The organism is Kribbella voronezhensis, from assembly GCF_004365175.1.
GTDB classification, from domain to species: Bacteria; Actinomycetota; Actinomycetes; order Propionibacteriales; family Kribbellaceae; genus Kribbella; species Kribbella voronezhensis.
The window spans coordinates 89,378-111,060 of record NZ_SOCE01000001.1 but is presented as its reverse complement, the minus strand read 5'-3'; the positions used below and the strand labels follow the sequence as shown (position 1 = coordinate 111,060).

17 protein-coding genes are annotated in these 21,683 nt (G+C 68.3%); 9 read left to right on the top strand and 8 right to left on the bottom strand.

Annotated elements, in window-relative coordinates:
- Positions 1-2,328: putative sodium/potassium/calcium exchanger (locus EV138_RS00475; protein ID WP_166678457.1), on the top strand; the 2,328-nt coding region annotated here is incomplete at its 5' end.
- Positions 2,329-2,338: 10 nt separating this feature from the next.
- Positions 2,339-3,271, top strand: coding sequence for an LLM class F420-dependent oxidoreductase (locus tag EV138_RS00470; protein ID WP_133976518.1), 933 nt, complete (start codon positions 2,339-2,341; stop codon positions 3,269-3,271).
- 254 nt (positions 3,272-3,525) lie between these two features.
- Here the strand turns inward: EV138_RS00470 and EV138_RS00460 are convergent, their stop codons facing one another.
- Positions 3,526-4,434, bottom strand: a complete 909-nt coding sequence (locus EV138_RS00460; protein WP_133976516.1) for an RNA polymerase sigma-70 factor — start codon at positions 4,432-4,434, stop codon at positions 3,526-3,528.
- 142 nt (positions 4,435-4,576) lie between these two features.
- Here EV138_RS00460 and EV138_RS00455 point away from each other — a divergent pair, with 142 nt between their 5' ends.
- The 4 genes from EV138_RS00455 to acnA all read left to right on the top strand — a co-directional run bounded on the left by EV138_RS00455 (position 4,577) and on the right by acnA (position 9,519).
- Positions 4,577-5,524, top strand: coding sequence for an NAD-dependent epimerase/dehydratase family protein (locus EV138_RS00455; RefSeq protein WP_133976515.1), 948 nt, complete (start codon positions 4,577-4,579; stop codon positions 5,522-5,524).
- A gap of 137 nt (positions 5,525-5,661) precedes the next feature.
- Positions 5,662-5,823, top strand: coding sequence for a zinc-binding dehydrogenase (locus EV138_RS37540; protein WP_202866583.1), 162 nt, complete (start codon positions 5,662-5,664; stop codon positions 5,821-5,823).
- Positions 5,823-6,506, top strand: a complete 684-nt coding sequence (locus tag EV138_RS00445; protein ID WP_133976513.1) for an alpha/beta fold hydrolase — start codon at positions 5,823-5,825, stop codon at positions 6,504-6,506. The genes EV138_RS37540 and EV138_RS00445 overlap by 1 nt, the downstream gene beginning before the upstream one ends.
- 226 nt (positions 6,507-6,732) lie before the next feature.
- On the top strand, positions 6,733-9,519 hold the full coding sequence (gene acnA, locus EV138_RS00440) for an aconitate hydratase AcnA (RefSeq protein WP_133976512.1): 2,787 nt from the start codon (positions 6,733-6,735) through the stop codon (positions 9,517-9,519).
- A gap of 50 nt (positions 9,520-9,569) precedes the next feature.
- Here the strand turns inward: acnA and EV138_RS00435 are convergent, their stop codons facing one another.
- Together EV138_RS00435 and EV138_RS00430 are read right to left on the bottom strand one after the other, a co-directional pair.
- On the bottom strand, positions 9,570-10,589 hold the full coding sequence (locus EV138_RS00435) for a hypothetical protein (protein ID WP_133976511.1): 1,020 nt from the start codon (positions 10,587-10,589) through the stop codon (positions 9,570-9,572).
- On the bottom strand, positions 10,586-11,155 hold the full coding sequence (locus tag EV138_RS00430) for an RNA polymerase sigma factor (RefSeq protein WP_238157866.1): 570 nt from the start codon (positions 11,153-11,155) through the stop codon (positions 10,586-10,588). The genes EV138_RS00435 and EV138_RS00430 overlap by 4 nt, the downstream gene beginning before the upstream one ends.
- A gap of 162 nt (positions 11,156-11,317) precedes the next feature.
- Between EV138_RS00430 and EV138_RS00425 the strand changes: the two genes are divergently transcribed.
- The gene (locus tag EV138_RS00425) at positions 11,318-11,881 is read left to right on the top strand and encodes a HEAT repeat domain-containing protein (RefSeq protein ID WP_133976509.1); all 564 of its coding nucleotides are present in this window, start codon (positions 11,318-11,320) and stop codon (positions 11,879-11,881) included.
- A 109-nt stretch (positions 11,882-11,990) separates the two neighbouring features.
- On the opposite strand, the gene EV138_RS00420 is transcribed toward EV138_RS00425, so the two are convergent.
- From EV138_RS00420 to EV138_RS00405, 4 genes are all read right to left on the bottom strand, one after another.
- The gene (locus EV138_RS00420; protein ID WP_133976508.1) at positions 11,991-15,029 is read right to left on the bottom strand and encodes a S8 family serine peptidase; all 3,039 of its coding nucleotides are present in this window, start codon (positions 15,027-15,029) and stop codon (positions 11,991-11,993) included.
- 27 nt (positions 15,030-15,056) lie between these two features.
- Entirely contained in the window at positions 15,057-15,437 is a 381-nt protein-coding gene (locus EV138_RS00415) for a hypothetical protein (protein ID WP_133976507.1), read from the bottom strand.
- Positions 15,438-15,661: 224 nt separating this feature from the next.
- On the bottom strand, positions 15,662-16,078 hold the full coding sequence (locus EV138_RS00410; RefSeq protein ID WP_133976506.1) for an HIT family protein: 417 nt from the start codon (positions 16,076-16,078) through the stop codon (positions 15,662-15,664).
- The gene (locus tag EV138_RS00405; protein WP_133976505.1) at positions 16,078-18,021 is read right to left on the bottom strand and encodes a Na+/H+ antiporter; all 1,944 of its coding nucleotides are present in this window, start codon (positions 18,019-18,021) and stop codon (positions 16,078-16,080) included. The genes EV138_RS00410 and EV138_RS00405 overlap by 1 nt, the downstream gene beginning before the upstream one ends.
- Before the next feature lie 157 nt (positions 18,022-18,178).
- Here EV138_RS00405 and EV138_RS00400 point away from each other — a divergent pair, with 157 nt between their 5' ends.
- On the top strand, positions 18,179-19,705 hold the full coding sequence (locus tag EV138_RS00400) for a CocE/NonD family hydrolase (RefSeq protein ID WP_133976504.1): 1,527 nt from the start codon (positions 18,179-18,181) through the stop codon (positions 19,703-19,705).
- Between the two features lie 182 nt (positions 19,706-19,887).
- Here EV138_RS00400 and EV138_RS00395 read toward each other — a convergent pair whose 3' ends face one another.
- Positions 19,888-20,382 carry a ribonuclease FAU-1 family protein gene (locus EV138_RS00395; RefSeq protein ID WP_133976503.1) on the bottom strand — a complete coding sequence of 165 codons (495 nt, stop codon included), beginning with the start codon at positions 20,380-20,382 and terminating at the stop codon, positions 19,888-19,890.
- 53 nt (positions 20,383-20,435) lie between these two features.
- Between EV138_RS00395 and rfbB the strand changes: the two genes are divergently transcribed.
- Entirely contained in the window at positions 20,436-21,434 is a 999-nt protein-coding gene (gene rfbB, locus EV138_RS00390; RefSeq protein ID WP_202866582.1) for a dTDP-glucose 4,6-dehydratase, read from the top strand.
- The last annotated feature ends 249 nt before the right edge of the window (positions 21,435-21,683 follow it).

Here is a 21,683-nt window from a genome sequence, read left to right as displayed (position 1 = left end):
ACCGGCGCCCTGTCGCCTGCCGATGAATCCGGGGTCCTGTCGCCTGTCGACGACACCAGCGCCCTGTCACCCGTCGACGAATCCGAGGTTCTGTCACCCGTCGACGGAACGGACGCCTCGGTCGCCGGTCCGGAAGAGATGCCCGGTGGAACTGCTGGCGAGGCCGCGGATGACGAGGCGCCCACGGCCGAGATCGCGGCGGTCGTCGATGACATCGAGGCACCGGTCGATGACAGCGTCGAGAGCGTCGAATCGGAGCGGCTCGACCTGGAAGCTGAGGCGGACGGGCTGGTTGGCGCTTCGGTCGGCGACGACCTGGATGTGCACGGGGTTGACGGAGAAGCGCGGATCGCGGAGGCGGATTCGGCTGACGACGTCGAGGCGGCCGCCGAGAGCCCCTTGGACGACAACGCGGCTGAGCCACAGCTCTCCGCCAACGGCGGCGATGCACCATTCGAGCAGGACGCAGCCGCCGGCGGAGTTGCACCGGTCGAGCAGGAAGCAGCCGACGGCGGAGACACGCGAGGCGTGCAGGCAGCGAGTGCCAGCGGAGATGCGCGAGGCGTGCAGGAAGCGGCGGCCGACGGCGGAGTTCCGCGAGGCGTGCATGAAGCGGCGGCCGACGGCGGAGTTGCGCGAGGCGTGCAGGCTGCGGCGGCCGACGGTGGAGTTGCGCGAGGCGTGCAGCCAGCGGCGGCGGACGGTGGAGATGCGCGAGGCGTGCAGGCGGCGAGTGCCGGCGGAGATGCGTCAGCCGTGCGGGAAGTGGGCGCGAGCGCCGATGCAGTGGTTGTGGGGGACGAGGACGACACGGCAGCGTTGCAGGCTGTGGGTGGGGATGACGTCGAGGAGGAGTACTACCCGACGGATGTCTCACCGTTCGCGGCTGGTGGTGGGGCGGCGGAGGACGACGGGTACGGGCGTGGGTTGCCGCTGCTGACCAACGGGTTCCGGCCGATCGATCCGGCGGATCTGCAGCCGGGGGAGCACGGGTACGAGCTCGGCGGCGAGGTCTTCCACGACGAACTCATCGGCGACGGCGACTGGACCGCCGACCAACTCGGCGACCTCCCCCCACCCTCGCCCCCCGAAGCTGACGCGCCACAGACCACCGCGCCAGAAACCACCGCGCCAGAAACCACCGCGCCAGAAACCACCGCGCTGGAGACCGCCGGGCTAGGAGCCGCCGGCCTGAACACCGCCGGCCTCGACGCCGCTGGGCTGGAGACCGCCTCGCCGGAGACCGGCGGGCTGGAGACCGGCCGGCTGGAGACCGCCTGGCCGGAGGCGGCTGAGGTTTCCGACGGTGAGGTGACCGCGCAGATCGAGGCAGTCGGCGACGACGATCCCGACGCGTTGCGGAACGAGCCGTCGGAGCACTCCGAGCCGGGTCGAGGCGACGGTCTCGATGGGTTGCGGAGCGAGCCGGAGGGGCTGTTCGAGGCGGATCGGGAGGACGAACCGGACGGGTTGTCCGAGGATTCTCAGGAGTCGTTCGAGGCGGAGCAGCTGTATGGGTCGGCCGACGGCGGGCGGGCGCAGGACGAGCGGCTGGAGGCTGAGCAGGACTTCGAGTTCGAGCAGTCCGAGTCGGACCAGCAGGCTGAACCTCTAGTTGAGGATGAGCCTGTCGGATCGCCATCTCGGCTCGCTTCGGCGGTAGCTGCCGCCGCGCTCGAGGCAAGGTCGCCTGAAGCTGCGACGACTGCACTGGAGGCACCTGAAGCTGACACAGCTGAGAGCGTGCCGGTTGAGGTGCCGGAGCGGTTGGTGGCGCCGGCGGCGAGTTCGGGCGGGATGGCGATTGCTGGGCTCGGGCTCGTCGGGGCGGATGCGCCGAAGGTGGAGCCGCGGCCGGGGTCGATCGAGGAGGCGATGCGGTCGGAGTACGAGCGTCCTCGTCCTCGGCCGAAGGAGTCCGCGGCGCTGGTGGCGTTGCGCGAGTGGTGCCGGGCGCGGACGAAGATCGTGCCGTCCGGGTTCACGATCCAGGTGCAGGTGCTGGATCCCGCCCGTCCGTCGTACCGGTTCGATCTCGAACCACCCGAGGTCGACGACCCGGAGTACGGCGCCGACCGGCTCGCCGAGCTGCTCGGTGACCTCTGGGTCGCGGAGTCGCAGAGCGAGCAGGGCGGTTGGCTGTTCGCGCGCCTGGACGCCGCCGGCCGGACGCTGCGGATCGACCGCTGGTACGACCAGGTGCCGGAATGGTGGGACCACCCGATCGAGCAGCGGCTCGACGTCGACGGCCTGGTCCGGCGGCTGAACGGACGCGGGCCGGACTGGCAACCGTCGTACCTGGAGAAGCTGTACACGACGGCGAGATAGCGTTGTCCGCATGTTGCTCAGGATCTTCACCGAACCCCAGCAAGGCGCCTCGTACGACGATCTGCTCGCGGTAGCGCGGAAGACGGAGGAGTGCGGATTCGACGCGTTCTTCCGGTCCGACCACTACCTGGCGATGGGCGAGGGGGACGGCCTGCCCGGCCCGACCGACGCCTGGATCACGCTCGCCGGACTCGCCCGCGAGACTCAGCGGATCAAGCTCGGCACCCTGGTCAGCTCCGCGACCTTCCGCAACCCCGGCGTGCTCGCGATCACGGTGGCCCAGGTCGACCAGATGAGTGGTGGCCGTGCGGAGCTCGGGCTCGGCGCGGGATGGTTCGAGGCGGAGCACGCGGCGTACGGGCTGGACTTCCCCGACACGCCCGGCCGGTTCGACCTGCTGAGCGAACAGCTCGAGCTGATCACCGGGCTGTGGACGACGCCGGTGGGGGAGAAGTACGCGTTCGACGGTGAGCACTACCAGCTGAAGGATTCGCCGGCCTTGCCGAAGCCGGTCCAGCAGCCGCACCCGCCGATCATCGTCGGTGGCGCGGGCAAGAAGCGGACGCCGGCGCTCTCGGCGAAGTACGCGGCGGAGTTCAACGCCGGCTTCGCGTCGGTCGAGGAGACCGCGACGCGCTTCACCCGCGTCCGCGAAGCCTGCGAGGCGATCGGGCGCGATCCGGAGACGCTGGTCCTGTCGACCGCGCACACAGTTGTCGTCGGCAAGGACGACGCCGAGGTGAAGCGCCGCGCCGCCGTCATCGGCCGCGACCCGCAGAACCCGGGCGACGGCTCGATCATCGGTACGCCGGCCGAGGTCGTCGACCACCTGGGCCGGTTGGCGGCAGCCGGCTCGTCCCGCCAGTACGTCCAGATCCTCGACCTCGCCGACCTGGACCACCTCGACCTCATCGCCGCGGAAGTCCTACCCCAGGTCAGCTGACACCGGGGCGCGCCGCATCACGGCTGCGGTAACCGCGAAGAGGCCGGCGCACACACCCAGCGCCACGGGCAGAGTGACGAGAGTCGCCGTGAGAGCGATGCCCAGACCGCAGGTCACCTCGCCCAGGTACTCAGCCTGGGCGAGGAACGAATGAACAGTCCGCGCTGGTTGGAGCACCACCACACCCCGGGAGCGCCCACACACCTCCACCGTCGGCGCTCCCCCCAAGCCGCGGCTTCTGAGTCGCCGCTCGGTCAGGCGCGGTGGCCGAGCAGGGTGTTCAGGTCACCCACCGGGCCGAGGTGGCCGAGTTTGTCGGGGTTGAGGATGTTGTTGAGTCCGACGATCCGGTCGGTGTCGACGTCGATCGTCAACACGCCGAGCATCGCGCCGTCGGCAGCCCGGATCCGCAGCGCCGGCTGCCCGTTGGCCTGCACCAGGTCGAGGAGTACGCCGAGCCGGTCGCCCTGGCGCATCAGGCCGAGCAGGAACCGGGCCACGGCCACCACACCGATGATCGGCTGCTGGACCGCCGGCGTCCGGCCGCCACCGTCGCCGACGAACACCACATTCTCGGCGAGCAGCCGTTCCAGGCCGGCCAGGTCGCCGTTTCTGATCGCCCCGAGGAACTCGGTCGCCAACCGGTCGCGGTCCTCGCGGGACGCCGCGAACCGCGGCTGTCCGTCCTTGATCCGCGTCTTCGCCCGGGCGAAGATCTGCCGGCAGTTCGCCTCGCTCTTGTCGACGACCGCCGCGATCTCGGCGTACTCGTAGCCGATCACCTCGCGCAGCACGAACACCGCCCGTTCCACCGGCGAGAGCGCCTCGAGCAGCACGAGGAACGCCATCGACACCGTGTCGTCGAGCTCGATCCGGTACGCGGGGTCCACGTCCGGGGAGTCGAGGATCGGCTCCGGTAGCCACGGGCCGACGTACCGCTCCCGGCGGACGCGAGCGGAACGCAACGTGTCGATGGCGAGCCGGGTGGTGACCGTGGTGGCGTACGCCTCGAGGTTGTCGACGCCGTCCTGCGAGCTGCGGTGCAGGCGGAGGAATGCCTCCTGCACGACGTCTTCCGCCTCCACCACGCTGCCGAGCATGCGGTACGCGATCGAGAACATCAGCGGCCGCAGCTCGTCGTGTGCCTGGGCGAGATCAGTCATCTTCTCGCTCAGATTAGACCACTGCGCGGCGTGGGCACCGAACAGGGCGCACCACCGCGGCGCAACTTTTTCCCGGCAGCTGTCACAGGGAGCCGGTCATTCCCGTCGAAGGGGCCAAACCCGAACCGAAGGGAAAAGGATCATGCGAATCTTCATTGCCGGCGCGACCGGAGCGGTGGGCAGCCGTCTCGTGCCCCTGCTGACCGGAAGCGGCCACGACGTGTTCGGAACGAGCCGCAACGAGCGCGGCCGCGCCGCCGTCGACGCGATGGGCGTCACCGGCATCGTGATGGACCCGCTCGACGCTACCAGCGTTCGAGCCGCCGTCGCCCAGGCCAAGCCGGACGTCGTCGTCCACCAGCTCACCGCGCTGAGCGGGATGTCGGGAAACATGAAGAAGTGGGACCAGGAGTTCGCAATGACCAACCGGTTGCGGACCGAGGCCATCGACCACCTGCTCGCAGCAGCACAGGCGTCCGGCGTCCGTCGCTTCGTCGCGCAGAGCTACGGCGGACACTGGACCAACCAGCGCACCGGCGGACCGGTCAAGACCGAGAACGACCCGTTCGTCGAGGAGCCCGGCAAGGAGGCGAAGCAGTCGTGGCGCGCCTTGAAGCACCTCGAAGACGCTGTCACCACGGCGGCCGGCATCGAGGGTGTGGTGTTGCGCTACGGCAACTTCTACGGGCCCGGCAACGCGCTGTCGCGTCGCGGAGAAATGGGCGAGTTGATTCGCCGCAGGAAGATCCCGGTCGTCGGCGGCGGAGGCGGGGTGTGGTCGTGGATCCACATCGACGATGCCGTTGCCGCCACCGTTGCCGCGATCGAGCGGGGCGCACCCGGCATCTACAACGTCGTCGACGACGACCCTGCTCCCGTCGCCCAGTGGCTGCCCTACCTGGCCGAGCAGCTCGGCGGCAAGAAGCCGATGCGGCTGCCCGCCTGGACGGCCAAGCCGCTGATCGGCGAGTTCGGTGTCTTGATGATGACCGAGGTGCGGGGGTCGTCGAACGCCAAGGCCAAGCGTGAGCTGGGTTGGACGCCGCGGTACCCCAGCTGGCGCGAGGGCTTCCGCACCGGGATCGGCTGACTCTGCCGCGCACCGGGTGGGCCTCGCCCTCGACGATCGAACCCGTCGTCGAGGTCCTGGCCTGCCCGGCAGCTCCGCAGGATCCTGCGTCAGGCAGGTCCTTGAGAAGGGCCCACCAGCGCGCTCTGGGACATCTCGTGGACCCCGACGACGCCGGCCTCACCGATCTCGTCCGCAGGGGACAGCTGATCGTGCACGTAAGCAAGGAATTCCCGCTGGCGGAGGCCCATCACCTGGTGGCCCAGGGCCGCACCGCAGGCAAGGTCGTGCTCAATGTTTCGGAAGAGGGAGTTGTGTAATGGCGACGTACGTTTTGGTCCACGGGGCGTGGCACGGGGGCTGGTGCTGGCGGCTGGTGGCGGACCGGCTTCGGCGGGCCGGCCATCAGGTCTTCACCCCAACGCTTACCGGGCTGGGCGAGCGAGCGCATCTCCTCACCGCTGACACCGGGCTGCAAACCCACGTCGCTGACGTCATGGGCGTACTGCGCTCCGAAGACCTCCGAGACGTCGTGCTTGTCGGGCACAGCTACGCCGGCTTCGTCGTCCGCGAGGTGGCCGACCGGATGCCCGAGCGCATCGCCCGTCTCGTCCTCGTCGACGCCTGGGTGGGTCGCGACGGTGAGTCGCTGCGAGACCGGGCTCCGGAGTTCTTCCTGAACTGGATCGACTCGGTGACCAAGGAAGGGGTGATCCCGGTCGCGCCGCCCGCCACGGTCGGCGTGGTGGAGCCGGACCAGGTGGCCTGGCTCGAGTCGTCGCTGACGCCCCACCCGCACCGGACCTTCTCCGATCCCACCAGGCTGTCCGGAGCCGTCGACGCGATCCCGTGCCGAGCGGTCCTGTGCACGCCTGGCGGCCCCATGCCGTTCCCGCGGTTCGCCAAGGAGTTCGGCTGGGACACCACCGAGCTGGACGTCGGCCATGACGCCATGGTCACCGCGCCGGAGGCGCTGGCGGGAATCTTGCTCGAAGACGCGTGAGCGAACGACGGTAGTACGGGAGCCCGGGTGGCTGAGCGACTCCTCGTCGCCCTCCTGTCGGCGCGAGACCGGCGCGGTGCGCGGGATTCCCGGAGGTGGCTCGATGTCGTGTATCTTGATGTCGAGAGAGTTTGTGGGAGAGGTTAGGGCTACCTGATCTTTCGGCCGGGCCGAGGGCTCGGCAGGATGGGCTCAGCGGACACGGACCGGATAGAGGAGCAGGTTGATGGCCAGCGTCGACAGCTTCGGTGCCAAGGGTGCACTCGAAGTCAACGGTAAGTCGTACGAGATCTTCAGGTTGGCGGGGATCGAGGGCGCGGAGACGCTGCCCTACTCGCTCAAGGTGCTGCTCGAGAACCTGCTGCGCACCGAGGACGGCGCGAACATCACCGCCGAGCACATCACCAAGCTCGGCAACTGGGATGCGAACGCGGCGCCGGACACCGAGATCCAGTTCACCCCGGCCCGGGTGATCATGCAGGACTTCACCGGTGTGCCGTGTGTCGTCGACCTGGCCACCATGCGCGAGGCGGTGGCCGAGCTCGGCGGCGACCCGACCAAGATCAACCCGCTGGCGCCGGCCGAGCTGGTCATCGACCACTCGGTCATCATCGACGTCTTCGGCCGCCAGGACGCGTTCGAGCGCAACGTCGAGCTGGAGTACGAGCGCAACCGCGAGCGGTACCAGTTCCTGCGCTGGGGCCAGACGGCCTTCGACGAGTTCAAGGTCGTCCCGCCGGGCACCGGCATCGTGCACCAGGTGAACATCGAGCACCTGGCCCGGACCGTGATGGTCCGGGGCGGCCAGGCGTACCCCGACACCTGCGTCGGCACCGACTCCCACACCACGATGGTCAACGGCCTGGGCGTGCTCGGGTGGGGTGTGGGCGGTATCGAGGCCGAGGCCGCGATGCTCGGCCAGCCGGTGAGCATGCTGATCCCGAAGGTCGTCGGCTTCAAGCTGACCGGTTCGGTCCCGGCCGGCGCCACTGCGACCGACGTCGTACTGACCATCACCCAGATGCTGCGCAAGCACGGGGTGGTCGGCAAGTTCGTCGAGTTCTACGGTGACGGTGTCGCGGCCGTTCCGCTGGCCAACCGGGCGACGATCGGCAACATGAGCCCCGAGTTCGGCTCCACCTGCGCGATCTTCCCGATCGACGACGTCACCCTGGAGTACCTGCGCCTCACCGGCCGCGGCGACGACGAGGTCGCGCTGGTCGAGGCCTACGCCAAGGAGCAGGGCCTGTGGCACAACGCCGACGTCGAGCCGCGCTTCTCGGAGTACCTGGAGCTTGACCTGTCGACGGTCGTTCCGTCGATCGCGGGCCCGAAGCGGCCGCAGGACCGGGTCGCGCTGAGCGAGGCCAAGGAAGGCTTCCGCGGCGCACTCGCCGATTACGCGACGAACGACGACCACGCCGACGTGGACCCGTCGGAGCTCGGCAGCTTCCCGGCCAGCGACGCACCGAACGGGCATGGCGACACCAACGACGAGCCGCACGTCCCGCACGGCCCTGGCGACGCGGGCCGTCCGTCGAAGAAGACCAAGATCAGCCTCGACGGCCAAGAGGTCGAACTCGACCACGGCCATGTCGTGATCGCCAGCATCACCTCCTGCACCAACACCTCGAACCCGTCCGTCATGCTCGCCGCAGCGCTGCTGGCGAAGAAGGCGGTCGACAAGGGCCTGACCAGCAAGCCGTGGGTCAAGACCTCGCTGGCACCGGGCTCGAAGGTCGTCACCGACTACTACGAGAAGGCCGGCGTCACGCCGTACCTCGAGAAGCTCGGCTTCCACCTGGTCGGGTACGGCTGCACCACCTGCATCGGCAACTCGGGCCCGCTGCCCGAGCCGGTCTCGGCCGGTGTCCAGGAGGCCGATCTGGCCGTCGTCTCGGTGCTGTCCGGCAACCGGAACTTCGAGGGCCGGATCAACCCGGACGTCAAGATGAACTACCTGGCGAGCCCGCCGCTGGTGATCGCCTACGCGCTGGCCGGGACGATGGACTTCGACTTCGAGACCGATGTCCTGGGCATGGACACCGACGGCAACGACGTGTTCCTGCGCGACATCTGGCCGACGGCCGAGGAGGTCGAGTCGACCATCGCGACCTCGATCAACAAGGAGATGTTCGCCAAGGACTACGCGGACGTGTTCGCCGGTGACGAGCGCTGGAAGTCGCTGCCGACGCCGGAGGGCAAGACGTTCGACTGGGATGCCGACTCGACGTACGTGCGCAAGCCTCCGTACTTCGACGGGATGGCCAAGGAGCCGTCGCCGGTGACCGACATCGCCGGTGCGCGGGTGCTGGCGAAGCTGGGCGACTCGGTCACCACCGACCACATCTCGCCGGCCGGATCGATCAAGGCCGACAGCCCGGCCGGCAAGTACCTGGCCGAGCACGGTGTGGACCGCAAGGACTTCAACTCCTACGGCTCGCGCCGCGGCAACCACGAGGTGATGATCCGCGGCACGTTCGCCAACATCCGGCTGCGCAACCAGATCGCCCCCGGCACCGAGGGCGGTTTCACCCGCGACTTCACCAAGGACGACGCGCCGGTCACCTCGATCTACGACGCTGCTCAGTCGTACGCCGAAGCCGGTACGCCGCTGGTGATCCTGGCCGGCAAGGAGTACGGCTCCGGTTCGTCGCGCGACTGGGCCGCGAAGGGCACCGCGCTGCTCGGCGCGAAGGCGGTCATCACCGAGTCGTTCGAGCGGATCCACCGGTCGAACCTGATCGGTATGGGCGTCCTGCCGCTGCAGTTCCCCGAGGGCGAGAACGCGGAGTCGCTCGGCCTGACCGGCGAGGAGACCTTCGACATCAGCGGTGTCACCGCCCTGAACGACGGCACCATCCCGCGCACGGTGAAGGTGAAGGTCACCGGCACGGACGGTTCGACGAAGGAGTTCGACGCCGTCGTACGGATCGACACTCCCGGCGAGGCGGACTACTACCGCAACGGCGGCATCCTGCAGTACGTACTGCGCTCGCTCATCGCCAGCTAGTCACAGCGTGAAAGGCCGGCCCAGGGATCCTGGGCCGGCCTTTTGCTTGCTCAGCAGCCGAGGCCTTGCATGTCCTTGGTCGGATCCTGGTTCCTGGCGATCATGTCCCCGAGTTGCTGGAAGACCTCGGGGAAGGCGCCCTGGGCGGACATCTCCTGGAACACCTTCCAGGAGCGGCTGCCCTGCATGGCGACGACGGCCTCCTTCATCCGGGCCTGATCGCCGGTCTTGTGGGCGTCGATCCACTGATGGACCCACGCGCAGCCCACCGCACTGCTCACGCGTGCGCCGAGAAGGTACCGGTCCATGGCGTTGTTCTTGTACAGCGGCGCCTTGTCGAACCCGGCAGGCAACGCCATGTCGCTGAGCATCTCGTCAACGGCAGCCCGAGTCTGCGCGGGTTGGACCACCGACGCGGGCAGGGCGCTCAGCCAAGTGTTCACGTCGACCTGGTGCAGTTTGGCGAGGACCTCCCGGTAGGCGCGATCGGAGCCCAGATCGGCCCGGATCTCGACGAAGTTCGATCCCTTCACCGGCAGCATGGTGTCGAAGTCGGTCTTACCGTCGGTGAACAGCGTGCCTTGCCGGCCCAGCACCGTGATCGGCTGGTGCGGGACGACGGCTCGATCCTGGTAGTAGCCCTGGTACTCCGCGGCAGGCCGCCAGTCGATCTCGACTTCCAGTTTGCCGTTGGTGAACCTCGTCATACCGGACTCCGGGCTGAAGTCGTCGACCGTGGTGATCTTCCAGTTCGGGTCGTCGATCAGCAAGCGTTGGTTGGCCTCGGCAACGGCTATCGCCTCGGCGGCGAAGGCCGAGGAGGGAGCCGCGGGGTTGCCGTGCGGGAAGAGCGCTCCGGTGACGGCGACGGCTATCGCGACGGCGGCCGCTGCCGCCGCGATCAGCGGGACGCGTCGGCGGTTCGGTCTCAGTGCCGGAGCGAGTGCGGTGGTGGTCAAGATGTCCTCCAACAGCTCGGACTCGGCGTCGGCGGTCGGCAGGTGCCGGACCGCCTCGTCGCCGATCGGGTTGGCCCGCGCGATCAGCTGGTCGAACTCACGATCGTTCATCGCTCCTCCTGAGCTGGTCGGGCTAGCTGGTCATCCCGTACATGTCCGCGATCCTCGAAGGCGTCTCCCAGCAACTTCTTCAACCGCGACCGGGCCCGGTGCAACCTGGCTCGCACCACCCGCGCCGGTACGCCGAGCACGACGGCCGCCTCCTTCGGGTCGAGGTCCTCCCACGTGGTGAGCATGATCAGCTCGCGATCGGTCGGGCTCAGTTGCTCCATCGCCTGCCGGACGGCCGTTCGCGAGTCGACCAGGTCGGTTAGGTCCGGCGTGGCTTCCTGCAGGCGCAGCCGGAGCCGCTCGCCGAGGCGATGACGGCGGAGCTCGCCGCGCCGGGAGTTGGCGAGCACCCGCCGCGCGACGCCGTACAGCCAGAGCCGGGCGGTGCCGTCCTGCGGTACGTCGTCGAAGCGTCGCCAGGCGACGAGCATGGTTTCGGCCACGACGTCCGCGGCGTCGTCCGGGGAGCCCGACCGGCGCAAGGCGTAACCGAGGAGTTCGCGGAAGTGGCTCTCGAAGAGTTCGCGGAACCTGGCTTCGTCGGCGGGGACGAGACGAAGCGGCACACGATCCTCCGGGACGGCACGGGGTGGCGCCGGGACGGCCTGGAGCGCAGCGGGGCGCTGCCGACTCGGCGTACTGGTCATATCCCGTCCATGTCCGGGAGTATGCGGGGCGTCTCAGGTCAGTTCGCGGAAAGTGTCCGTGGGTCGGGTTTTACTGGGGCCATGGCTGACAAGGACCGGGAGCATCCGCGCGAGGTGATCCTCGCGGCCTGCGCCGAGCACGGTGAGGACACGGTGATCGACTGGTGTGTCGCGTTCCTCACCGGTGAGATCTCGGGCGAGGACGCGTTCGGTCGCGAGTTGCCGAAGCTGGTCGCGATCACCGGGAGCGAGAATCCGGGCGGGTGGGCGCATCCGGTCGATCCGGTCAACTACTACTGGGTTCGGGTGTGGGCGGCCCGGGCGTTCCTCTACATCTGGCGTGACGACGTGGTGGAGGCGCTGCTGGTCGCGGCAGACGATCCCGCCTGGCGGGTGCGTGAGCACGTCGCGCGCATCACCGCTCAACGCGAGCTCGGCCAGCTGGTGGACTCACTGCTGCCGATCCTCACCCACGAGCTGCCACGAGTCCGGGCAAGCGCAGTACGGGCTGTCGGCGCCGCGGGGGAGTACGAGCATGCCGCGGCGCTGGAGGAGTTGCAGGACGACCCTGACCCAAGTGTGCGAGCCGCCGTCGAGCGCGCCCTGCAGCGATTGGAGGACCGACTGGACAGGGACGTGCGCTGAGGGCAGGTGGACCCCGGCCAACCGATCGGAGCCCACCCGACTGATCACAACATGCCTCGGGCACTCCGCCCGGAGGCGAAGCACCCGAGGCGGCTCGGGAGTTGTCGGCTCAGGAGCCGAGGGTGTTGAGCTTCTCCAGGAGCAGGGTTTGCTGGGCCAGTTGGGCATTTGTGGAGGCCGGGTTGAGGCGGATCGACTCGGCCTTCGTCATCACCTGGCCGAAGGTGCTGTCGGGTCTGAGGTCCAGGTTGGTGTCGACCCGGGTGCCCAGGTCGAACGAGCCGTCGGCGAAGTTCAGCCAGGCTGTCAGTGCCTGCCGGTCGAACTCGGCCTTCGGGTTCAGCAGTTGGATGTTGAGTACGGCGTTCGCCTTGGCCATCGTCGAGACGTCCCTGACCTCGGAGAAGACCGGGCTCATGTGCTGGACCACCTGCAGGTAGCAGTTGATCGTGCTCACCGGCAGGTCGACCGGCGGGATCCGCAGCCCGGGACGGGTCTGCAGGAACCACAGCGGCGCGATCTTGGTCAGATGGGCGTTGCCGGTGACGATCACCTTCGCGGCATCCGCCCCCGACCCACCGTCGTCATCCCGCGCGCCGAACCCGACGTCGTAGCTGCACGCCGACCCGAAGGTGTGGGCCTTGGTGTCCGTCACGTCCCGCGGTTGCAGGCTCGGGCTGGTCGCCGGGTCGGTTTCCGGCGGGTTGACCAGATAGTTCGTCGTCACGTCCGGCGCCGGGGCTCCGTCGCCCCAGTTCCAGCTGAGCGCGAGATCGTCGCTGCCCGGGTCGGTCGACCGGCCGGCGAAGTTGACCGGCTGCCCGCTGTGCGCGATGAAGGTCGGTACGCCGTTCACCACCTGCGCGCCCGCCTCGTCGATCGTGGCCGTCGGTGCGACATTGGTGACCTGGAGCGGGAAGGACGCCGTACCGGTGCCGCCGTCGTCGTCGGTCACCTTGACCCCGACGGTGAAGGACCCGTTGTCGCCGTACGCCTGGTTGCCGGTGACGTCCCCGCGATCCGCTGGCGGCCCGTCATTCGTGAGCAGCAGCGAGCCTGTGGACGGCGCCCCGAAGCCCCAGTCGAGCGATGACGTGTACGTGTCACCCCAGCCCGGATCGCTGAACGATGCCTTGGTCGCGAGCACCGATCCCTCGGTGATGGTCTTCACCTGGGCCGGATCGATGGTCACCACCGGCGCGACGTCACTGACCTGTACTGCGAACGAGGCCGAGCTGGATCCACCGTCGTCGTCCGTAACGGTCACCTTGACGGTGTAGCTGCCGTTGTCGGCGTACTCGTGGCTGCCGGTGACCTCGCCGCGATCCACCGGTGGTCCCTGGACAGTCACAGTCGGACTGGGGGAACTCGTGCTGCCGTCGCCCCAGTCGATCGTTGCCGAGTAGGTGTCCGCCCAGCCTGGATCCGAGAAGGCCGCTTTGACACTGAAGGTGCTGCCTTCGGAGGCCGTAGTCGGCTGCCCAGTGTCGATGGTGACGGCCGGAGCCACGTTCGCCACGGTGACGTGGAAGGTCGTGGTCGCGGTTTCGCCCTTGTCGTCGGTCGCGGTTACCGTCACGTCGCCGCTCTGCCCGGGTCCGTCGTTGGTAGCGAGGCTCCAGGTCCACCGGCCGCCGCCGGCGTTCGTGACCACACCACTGGAGGCGGTCAGAGTGACGGCCCGACCCTCAGGGTCGCCGAAGCCGCCGCTGTTGGTCGCAGTCGTTCCTTCGTTGACGTTGACCGTGCTCTGATCCGCTGTGACGGTTGGCGGGTTGTTGCCCTGCTGCAAAGCGGCCAGCAGGTCGATACGTGGAGTGGTGGCATTCGTCGTACCGCTGGTCGGGTAGGTGATGTCCACACCGGTGTCGCGCAGATAGCTGAGCAGCGTGGCCGCGGTGGCTGTCGGGTAGGCGCTCCGGAGTGCCGCGATGGCACCAGCGACGTGGGGCGCGGCCATCGACGTACCGTCGAGGGAGGCCCAGGCGTCGTCCGGGACCGACGACCGGATCGAGGTACCGGGGGCGAACAGGTCGAGCAGCGGTCCGCGGTTGGAGTAGTTCGCGGGCGAGTCGACATCGTTGCCGGAGGCATCGGCACTGATCGCGCCGACGGTGACGGCGGTGGAGATGCAGCCCGGTGAGCCGACGCCGGCCGGATGCGACTCGTTGCCGGCCGAGATCGTCGTCGTGATGCCCACCGAGAGCAGCAGGTCGATCGGCGCCTTGTCCATGCTGGTGTCACAGTTGGTGGTGTTGTTGCTGGTGTCACCGCCGCTCAGGTTCGCCGAGGCGATGGTGAAGCTGTTGCGCAGGTCGTAGATCCGCTGCATGCCCTTGATGAAGTCGGAGTCGAAGAACTGCACGCACGGTGAGCCGCCGGTGCAGCCGCTGTTCACCCGGTGGTAGATCTGGATCGCGATGATGTTCGCGCCCGGCGCCACTCCGTTGCCTGGGGCACCGGTCACGCCGGCGCCGTTGCCGGCCGCGATCCCGGCGACGTGGCTGCCGTGCCGGCAGATGTTGGTGGTTCCGTTCAGGCACTGCGCGGTCTCGGCATCGGCTGCTCCCGCGCCGGTCTGGGTGTCGGTGCCGTTCGGGCAGAGCGAGGCCTGGGTCTTGGCGTCGCTCACGCTGGAGTAGCAGGCCTCGGACACGATGCGGCCGGCGAAGAACGGGTGGTCCCGGTCGATGCCGGTGTCCAGGATCGCGACCGTCTGGCCGCTGCCGGTGAAGCCGAGTTGCTGGACCTTGTCGGCGTTGATGAAGGGGATGCTGGAGGCCAGCGTCGGTGAGCCGACCTTGTCCTCCTGGATCGAGACCACGTTCGGATCGGCGGCCAGTTCCTGAATCGCCTGCTCGTCCGCGTCGAGCGCGAGCAGCGGGAACGAGCTGTAGGTCTGGTTCTGCTCGACCGTGCCCTGATCGACGTTGTCGAGGACCTCCTGCTTGTCGCTGAGCTGGTCGACCCGGACGATGACCCGGACCGATCCTGCCTGCTCGGCGGTCGCCATCAACTGGCGTTCCTGCGCATCAGGACCGGGCGAAACCTGTACTGCGACTTGGGCGGCGGCGGGTAGTTGTATCGTCGCGGCGGCCAAGGTGACCAAGGCCAGCACGCCGGCAGCGAACAGTCTTCGGACTTTCATGGTGGATCCCCCTGGGATGTGACCGGCTCAGCCGTTCTGAGACCTGGCGGTGTCTTCGTGGACGGCTGCGACTCGGGACGAGCGCAGCAACTGCCGAAGGGCATCGGCGTCGACGGTGAGCGACAGTTGCGGTGTGTACGTGAAGCGATGAACGTTCCGCACCTGAGATCCGGCAAGCTCATCCAGTACCGCGGTTTGCGCGGCGCTGATCTTCTTCCGCTGCACCTGCCGCGCCTGCTCGTCCGGCAGTTCGCCCTCCGCGGTGTACTGCCCCGCGAGCAGGACGATCACCGGCAACGAGCCGCCGGGCGGCACCCGGGCGAGCAGAGTGCTCTCCGCGTCCGGCGTCGGCGAGGATTCCCCGCCGACGCCACCACCCCCGCAGGCGGCGGCTACGACAACCGCCACCACCGCGACCACCAGCCGAATCGAGCGCAAGGCTTCCCCCGATGCCCCAGCGCGACCCCCCGTGGATCGCGTGCACCCCATCCTCAGGACAGGTCTTCAGAAACCCTTAAAGCCCGCCGGCCCGGCACATGTCGACCAGGCCGACGGGCACGCGTCGACCAGGACACGTTGATCAGGCCGGCCGGCACGCGTCGATCAGGCCGGCCCGCGAAACGCCGTACGGGCTAGCCGGCCAGCGTTGTGCGCAGCTTCTCGGCGTACGACGCGGCTTCGTCGTCGTCCGCATATTTGGTGCGCGGCCAGAAGAACCCGCGCAGCCCGTCGCCCTTCGTCCGCGGTACGACGTGGACGTGCAGGTGCGGCACGGACTGCGACACAACGTTGTTGACCGCAACGAACGACCCCTGCGCCCCGTACGCCGTACGCACGGCCGCTGCCACCGCTCGGGCCGCCCCGAACAGCGGGACCGTCAACTCGTCGGGCAACTCGACCATCGTCGCGATGTGCTCGCGCGGCACCAGCAGCGTGTGCCCTTTGAACACCGGCCGGATGTCCAGGAATCCGAGCACCTCCGGCGACTCGTAGACGAGGTGCGCCGGCGTCGATCCCGCGATGATCGAGCAGAAGAGACAGTCAGCCATCAGCCCAGTTTCTCGTCGATGAAGCACCAGCGCCAATCCTCGCCCGGCTCGAAGCTCCGCATCACCGGGTGCTGCGTCGTCTCGAAATGCTTGCTGGCATGGCGTTCGGGGGAGGAGTCGCAGCACCCGACATGGCCGCACTGCAGGCACAGCCGCAGGTGCACCCACGAGCCGCCGTCGGCGAGGCACTCCTCGCAGCCCTCGGGCGTGTTCGGCGTCAGGACGCACGGCGCCTGCTCGAGGTGCTCGCATTCGGCGCCGGGCGCCGGCTGGATCCGCAGCGAGTCGGACTGCCCGCCGACGTCGTCGGCCTCGGCCCGGTCGAGGATGGACTCCTCGATGTCAAGCTGGATCTGAGCCCGCTGCAGCACCTCGTCGGCGACCAGACCGTCGTCGCGCACCTTCAGAATGTGTCCGCGCTCGGCCTCCAGCATCGCCATCCGCAGTCGCCGGTAGGCCTCGCTGGGAGTCTCGTACTCCGACTCAGGCCGGCCGAGCCGCTCCCAGGCAGCCTGTGCGCGGGATTCGCCTCGCTGGCGAAGCAGTGCGATGACTTCTTCCGGATCATCCGGCGTGATCAGACGATCGAGCTCGGCCTCACCAGCCCGGTGCGCCCCTTGCAGTACGGCGGCCTCCTGCAGCGCGTCTTCCGCGGGATCCGGGCCGGGCAGGCGCAAACGCCGTACGAGCCAAGGCAGGGTGGAGCCCTGCAACAGCAGGGTTCCGGCGGTCACCGTCAGGGCGATGAACACCAGCACCTCGCGATGCGGCGTCTCCTCGGGCAGTACGAAAACCGCAGCGAGAGTGACCACACCGCGCATCCCTGCCCAGGAGACGACGACCAGGCTCTGCCAGCTGACCGGTCCCGGCCGGGAGCGGCCGAGGATTCGCCGGGACAGCAAAGTGACCGGGAAGAGCCAGATCGGACGCAGCAGGACGACCGCCGCGAAGACGCCGACAGTGGCGATCGTAATGGTGCTGGTCGACAACGGGCTGTGCGAGACGTCGTCGAGGATCCATCGCGTCTGCAGGCCGATCAGCAGGAAGACCGTGTTCTCCAGCAGGAACTGGAACGTCCGCCAGTTGGTCCGCTCGGACATCCGGGAGGCGGCGGACTGGATGATCGGCGCCTTGTGACCGAGCAGCAACCCGGTCACGACGACGGACAGCACGCCCGAGGCGTGGATCTCCTCGGCGGCGATGTAGGCGATGAAAGGCGCGGTCAGGCTGAGCGTCGTGTCGAGCACGGGATCGGTGAACCGCTTACGGATCTTGGCCAGCACGATCGCGCACACCAGGCCGATCGCCACCCCTCCACCGGCCGCCAGCAGGAAGTCCAGACCGACGCTCAGCGGGGTCGGCGAGTGGACGTCGCTGGGGTCGTCGCCGCGGATCAGCGCGATACTCGCCGCGCCGGCCGCGATCGCCGTACGCAGTCCGACCAGAGCTGTGGCGTCATTGAGGAGGCTCTCGCCTTCGAGGATCGTGACGACCCGGCGGGGCAGCCCGACCCGCTTCGCGATCGCCGTCGCCGCCACCGCGTCGGGTGGGGCGACGACCGCGCCGAGGGCGAAGGCGGCCCACAAGGGGAGTGGTTCGAGACCCTGCGACTTCGCCGCGCTCCCGAGCAACCAGTACGCCACCAGGCCGACGCCGATCGTGGTGAACGCGACCAGGCCGACGGACAGCAACCCGATCGAGCGGCGGTGCTTGGAGAAGTCGACCAGGCTCGTCTTGATCGCCGCCGAGTAGAGCAGCGGCGGCAGGAAACCGACCAGGACGACCTCGTGGGACAGCTCGATCTGCGGAACGAACGGCAGGTACGACGCTGCGACGCCGACGACGACGAGCAGCAGGGGAGCCGACACCCCGATTCGCCGGGCGAGCGCTGCCCCGGCCGCCACCACGGCGACCAGAGCGACAACGAGGATCGCGATATGCACGGCCACAGTCTCGCAGTTCGGGGCCGGTGGAGCCCGCCGGTTCGCCCACAGCGGAGCAGGTGACTCGCGCGTAACTTAGGGGCCTCACGGTCTGGTTCTCGTCGGTGGCCTGGTCTAGCGTGTGCGCACCGGGAGATGCCGATAACTAGGGGTCACCATGAGCCGCCGCCGCCCTGCTTTGCGAATCTCAGTCGCTGTCGCCTTGCTGGCCACAGCTGTCCTGCCCGTGGCACCCGCTACGGCCGCTGACACCAGTACGACGAACGGCTGTATCGCCAGCGTCCCAGAGCCGGGCAGCACCACGCCGGTGCGGATCTGCTACTCGCTGTTCAGGCCCGACGGCGCCTCGGCCGGTCACACCGTTCCGCTGATCTTCCACAGTCACGGCTGGGGTGGAAGCCGGACGAAGGACCCGGCTGCCTTCAAGTCCTGGCTCGATGCCGGGTACGGCGTACTGAGCTTCGACCAGCGCAGCTTCGGTGAGAGTACCGGCGTCGCCCACGTGATGAACCCGGACTTCGAAGGCCGGGACGTGATCAAGCTGGTCGACTTCGTCGCCTCCCTGGACTGGGTGACCAAACAACGGCCGGGCGACCCGCTGATCGGCGCGATCGGCGGCTCGTACGGCGGTGGCTACCAGTTCGCCGGTGCTTTCACCGAGCTCCGCGATCGCGGCCGGACGCGGTTCGACGCGCTGGCGCCGGAGATCACCTGGTGGGATCTCAAGCAGAGCCTGGCGCCGGACGAAGCGGCCCGGACGCTCTGGCTCGCGATCCTCTACGCGGGTGGTGGCACTCATCTCCCGCCAGCGGTCGGGGCGGCCTTCGTCTCGCTCGTCACGACCGGGACCTGGCCAACAGGCCAAGCCGGCCGGGACCTTGATGCCTTCTTCGCCAAGAACGGTCCCGCATGGCACGTTGCCCACGGCCGCAAGCTGAACATCCCGGTGCTGTTCGGCCAGGGCCTGTCGGACAACCTCTTCAACCTCAATCAGGGCCTGCAGAACTTCCAGCACGCACTCACACCGCGCGCCCAGCAGCGCTCGATCTTCGTCGGCTACAACGGCGGCCACACCTTGCCCAGCGTGCTGCCGCCGGGGTTCGCTACTCCTGGCGATCCGTGTTCCGTCGCGCTCGGGAGCCCTTCGTTCGGCGCGCTGGAGCAACGCTTCATGGCGCTCAACCTGTTGAAGCAGCAGACCGGGCTGACCGGCTTCGGCAGCTACCACCTCGCGACCGCCGACGGTCGTTGCCTCGAACAACGAAACCTCAGGCCGAACAAGCAGTACCGCCTCGGCAAGGTGATCACCTCGGCCAACCTCGGCCTGCCGATCCAGGTGGAGCTGGCCAAGGGTCCGATCACCGTGGCCGGCGTACCGCGCCTCCAGGCCAAGGTCAGCAGCCTGCTGCCGGACGCCGGCGCCTTCTTCGCCCTCAGCGTCGGCAGCTCCGTCCTGGACGCAAAGATCGTCCAGAACAACACGATGCCGCTCCGCGAGCAGCGGGTCGTCCACGGCGCGCGTCGCTCGATCGACCTGCCCGGGATCGCCGTCGACGTACCGGCCGGCAAGTCCTTGTTCCTCACGGTTTCCCCGGTCGCCGACATGTTCGCCGGTCAGAACGGCCGCGTGCCCAACTTGTTGAAGCTGGACGACCTGAAGCTCAGCCTGCACCGGGTTCCGTGACGGCGCCGGCACGAGCCGTGACAACACTTCGAACAACGTGCAAGAGATTGCCGGCGACCCACCGGCTCCACGAAGCTTGTTTGGCCGCCGGGTTGGGTTGAGACCGTCCGGCTGGGGCGGGGCGGCTCCAGCCGGGCCCAACCCGGCGCATCTCCTGGTCTTCAGCGAACCTCGTCGCGTCGTCAGCGGACCTTGTCGAGATACGTCTTGTACGTCGTGAGGAAGAGCTCCTCCGTCGTGACCGCTCGGATCAGCCAGTCGCACTCTTTGCGGGCCGCCTCGATGACCTCCTGCGGGTAGCCGAACTGCAGTTGGTGCTCGGAAAACTCGTCCTCGTCGTCGACGTACACCGTCCCGTCCCGCTTCTTCACCACGTCGAGATCGAGATCGATCATGGTGAACTCGGTCTCGCCGAACGTCACCGGCGTGGTGATGTCGCAGTAGATCTCGGTCGACCGGGGCTCGTCGTTGAAGATCGCGGTGTACCAGCGGTCGCGCGGGAACAGCTGCACGTGCGCCTGCGAGTGGAGCACCTCGGGCTCCTCGCCGCGCTGCGACACGGAATTGGGCGGCGCGCCGAGCCATACGCCGTACGAATCCTCACCCAGATACCGCATCACTTGATGCCAGTGCAGCCTCTGGTCATATTTGCGGTAGACCACACGGACGTTGTGCATGGCGTCACCGTACCGGCGTGATCGGTCACTGGAAGGCTCGCTATCCTGTGCCGATGCGACGGATGCTCATCACCGGCGGCGCCGGGTTCATCGGCTCGAACTTCGTGCACGACACGGTGCGCCGTGACCCCGACACCGAGATCACGGTGCTGGACGCCCTCACGTACGCCGGCAGCGAGGGCAACCTTGCGCCGGTGGCCGAGCAGGTCACCTTCGTCCACGGCGACATCTGTGACGCGGCGCTGGTCGACAAGCTTGTCGCCGAGACCGACGTCCTGGTGCACTTCGCGGCCGAGTCGCACGTCGACAACTCGCTGAACGACCCGTCGCCGTTCATCAAGAGCAACATCATCGGCACCTTCACCCTGCTCGAGGCGGTCCGCAAGCACGACAAGCGGATGCACCACATCTCCACCGACGAGGTGTTCGGCGACCTCCCGCTGGACTCGGTCGACCAGTTCACCGAGGAAACGGCGTACGACCCCTCCAGCCCGTACTCCGCCAGCAAGGCGAGCTCCGACATGCTGGTCCGCGCCTGGGCCCGCTCGTACGGCGTGGCCGCGACGCTCTCGAACTGCGCGAACAACTACGGCCCGTACCAGCACGTCGAGAAGCTGATCCCGCGGCAGATCACCAACGTCCTGATCGGCGACAAGCCCAAGCTCTACGGCGCCGGCGAGAACGTCCGCGAATGGACCCACGTCGACGACCACAACGACGCCGTCCACCGCATCATCGCCGACGGCCGCCTCGGCGAGACCTACCTGATCGGCTCCGGCGACGAGCGCAGCAACAAGCAGATCATCGAGAAGATCCTCACCCTGATGGGCGAACCGTCCGACGCCTACGTCCACGTCAACGACCGCCCCGGCCACGACCTGCGCTACTCCAACAACTCCACCAAGATCCGCACCGAACTCGGCTGGACCCCCCACTACGCCGACTTCGACGCCGGCCTCGCCGCCACGATCGACTGGTACAAATCCAACACCGCTTGGTGGGAACCCCAGAAGTCAGCCGCCGAAGCCAAATACAAACTCCTCGGCCGCTAACCGCAACTACCTGCAACCCACTGGACCCCCTACCGCCCGCTCCTGAATGATTACCCGACCGTCGTCCACCGCCACGGCTTCCAAGGGGGCGGCATGGCTGGATGGGGGCACGCGTCGGGAGCTGCTGAGTTGGCGACCGGCTGTTGGGCGGATGGGTTCGTACTGGCGTTGTGCGCGCTGAATGTTTCGACAGCCGAGGCCGAGGAACCGCCGATTCCATCGTCTCCGCCTGCGATCTCCCGACTTACA

Bases quoted from the DNA above. Each gene is read 5' to 3' on its own strand.
- EV138_RS00470 (WP_133976518.1), top strand. From the start codon at position 2,339: ATGTTGCTCAGGATCTTCACCGAACCCCAGCAAGGCGCCTCGTACGAC.
- EV138_RS00460 (WP_133976516.1), bottom strand. From the start codon at position 4,434: ATGACTGATCTCGCCCAGGCACACGACGAGCTGCGGCCGCTGATGTTC.
- EV138_RS00455 (WP_133976515.1), top strand. From the start codon at position 4,577: ATGCGAATCTTCATTGCCGGCGCGACCGGAGCGGTGGGCAGCCGTCTC.
- EV138_RS00445 (WP_133976513.1), top strand. From the start codon at position 5,823: ATGGCGACGTACGTTTTGGTCCACGGGGCGTGGCACGGGGGCTGGTGC.
- acnA (WP_133976512.1), top strand. From the start codon at position 6,733: ATGGCCAGCGTCGACAGCTTCGGTGCCAAGGGTGCACTCGAAGTCAAC.
- EV138_RS00435 (WP_133976511.1), bottom strand. From the start codon at position 10,589: ATGAACGATCGTGAGTTCGACCAGCTGATCGCGCGGGCCAACCCGATC.
- EV138_RS00425 (WP_133976509.1), top strand. From the start codon at position 11,318: ATGGCTGACAAGGACCGGGAGCATCCGCGCGAGGTGATCCTCGCGGCC.
- EV138_RS00420 (WP_133976508.1), bottom strand. From the start codon at position 15,029: ATGAAAGTCCGAAGACTGTTCGCTGCCGGCGTGCTGGCCTTGGTCACC.
- EV138_RS00410 (WP_133976506.1), bottom strand. From the start codon at position 16,078: ATGGCTGACTGTCTCTTCTGCTCGATCATCGCGGGATCGACGCCGGCG.
- EV138_RS00400 (WP_133976504.1), top strand. From the start codon at position 18,179: ATGAGCCGCCGCCGCCCTGCTTTGCGAATCTCAGTCGCTGTCGCCTTG.
- EV138_RS00395 (WP_133976503.1), bottom strand. From the start codon at position 20,382: ATGCACAACGTCCGTGTGGTCTACCGCAAATATGACCAGAGGCTGCAC.
- rfbB (WP_202866582.1), top strand. From the start codon at position 20,436: ATGCGACGGATGCTCATCACCGGCGGCGCCGGGTTCATCGGCTCGAAC.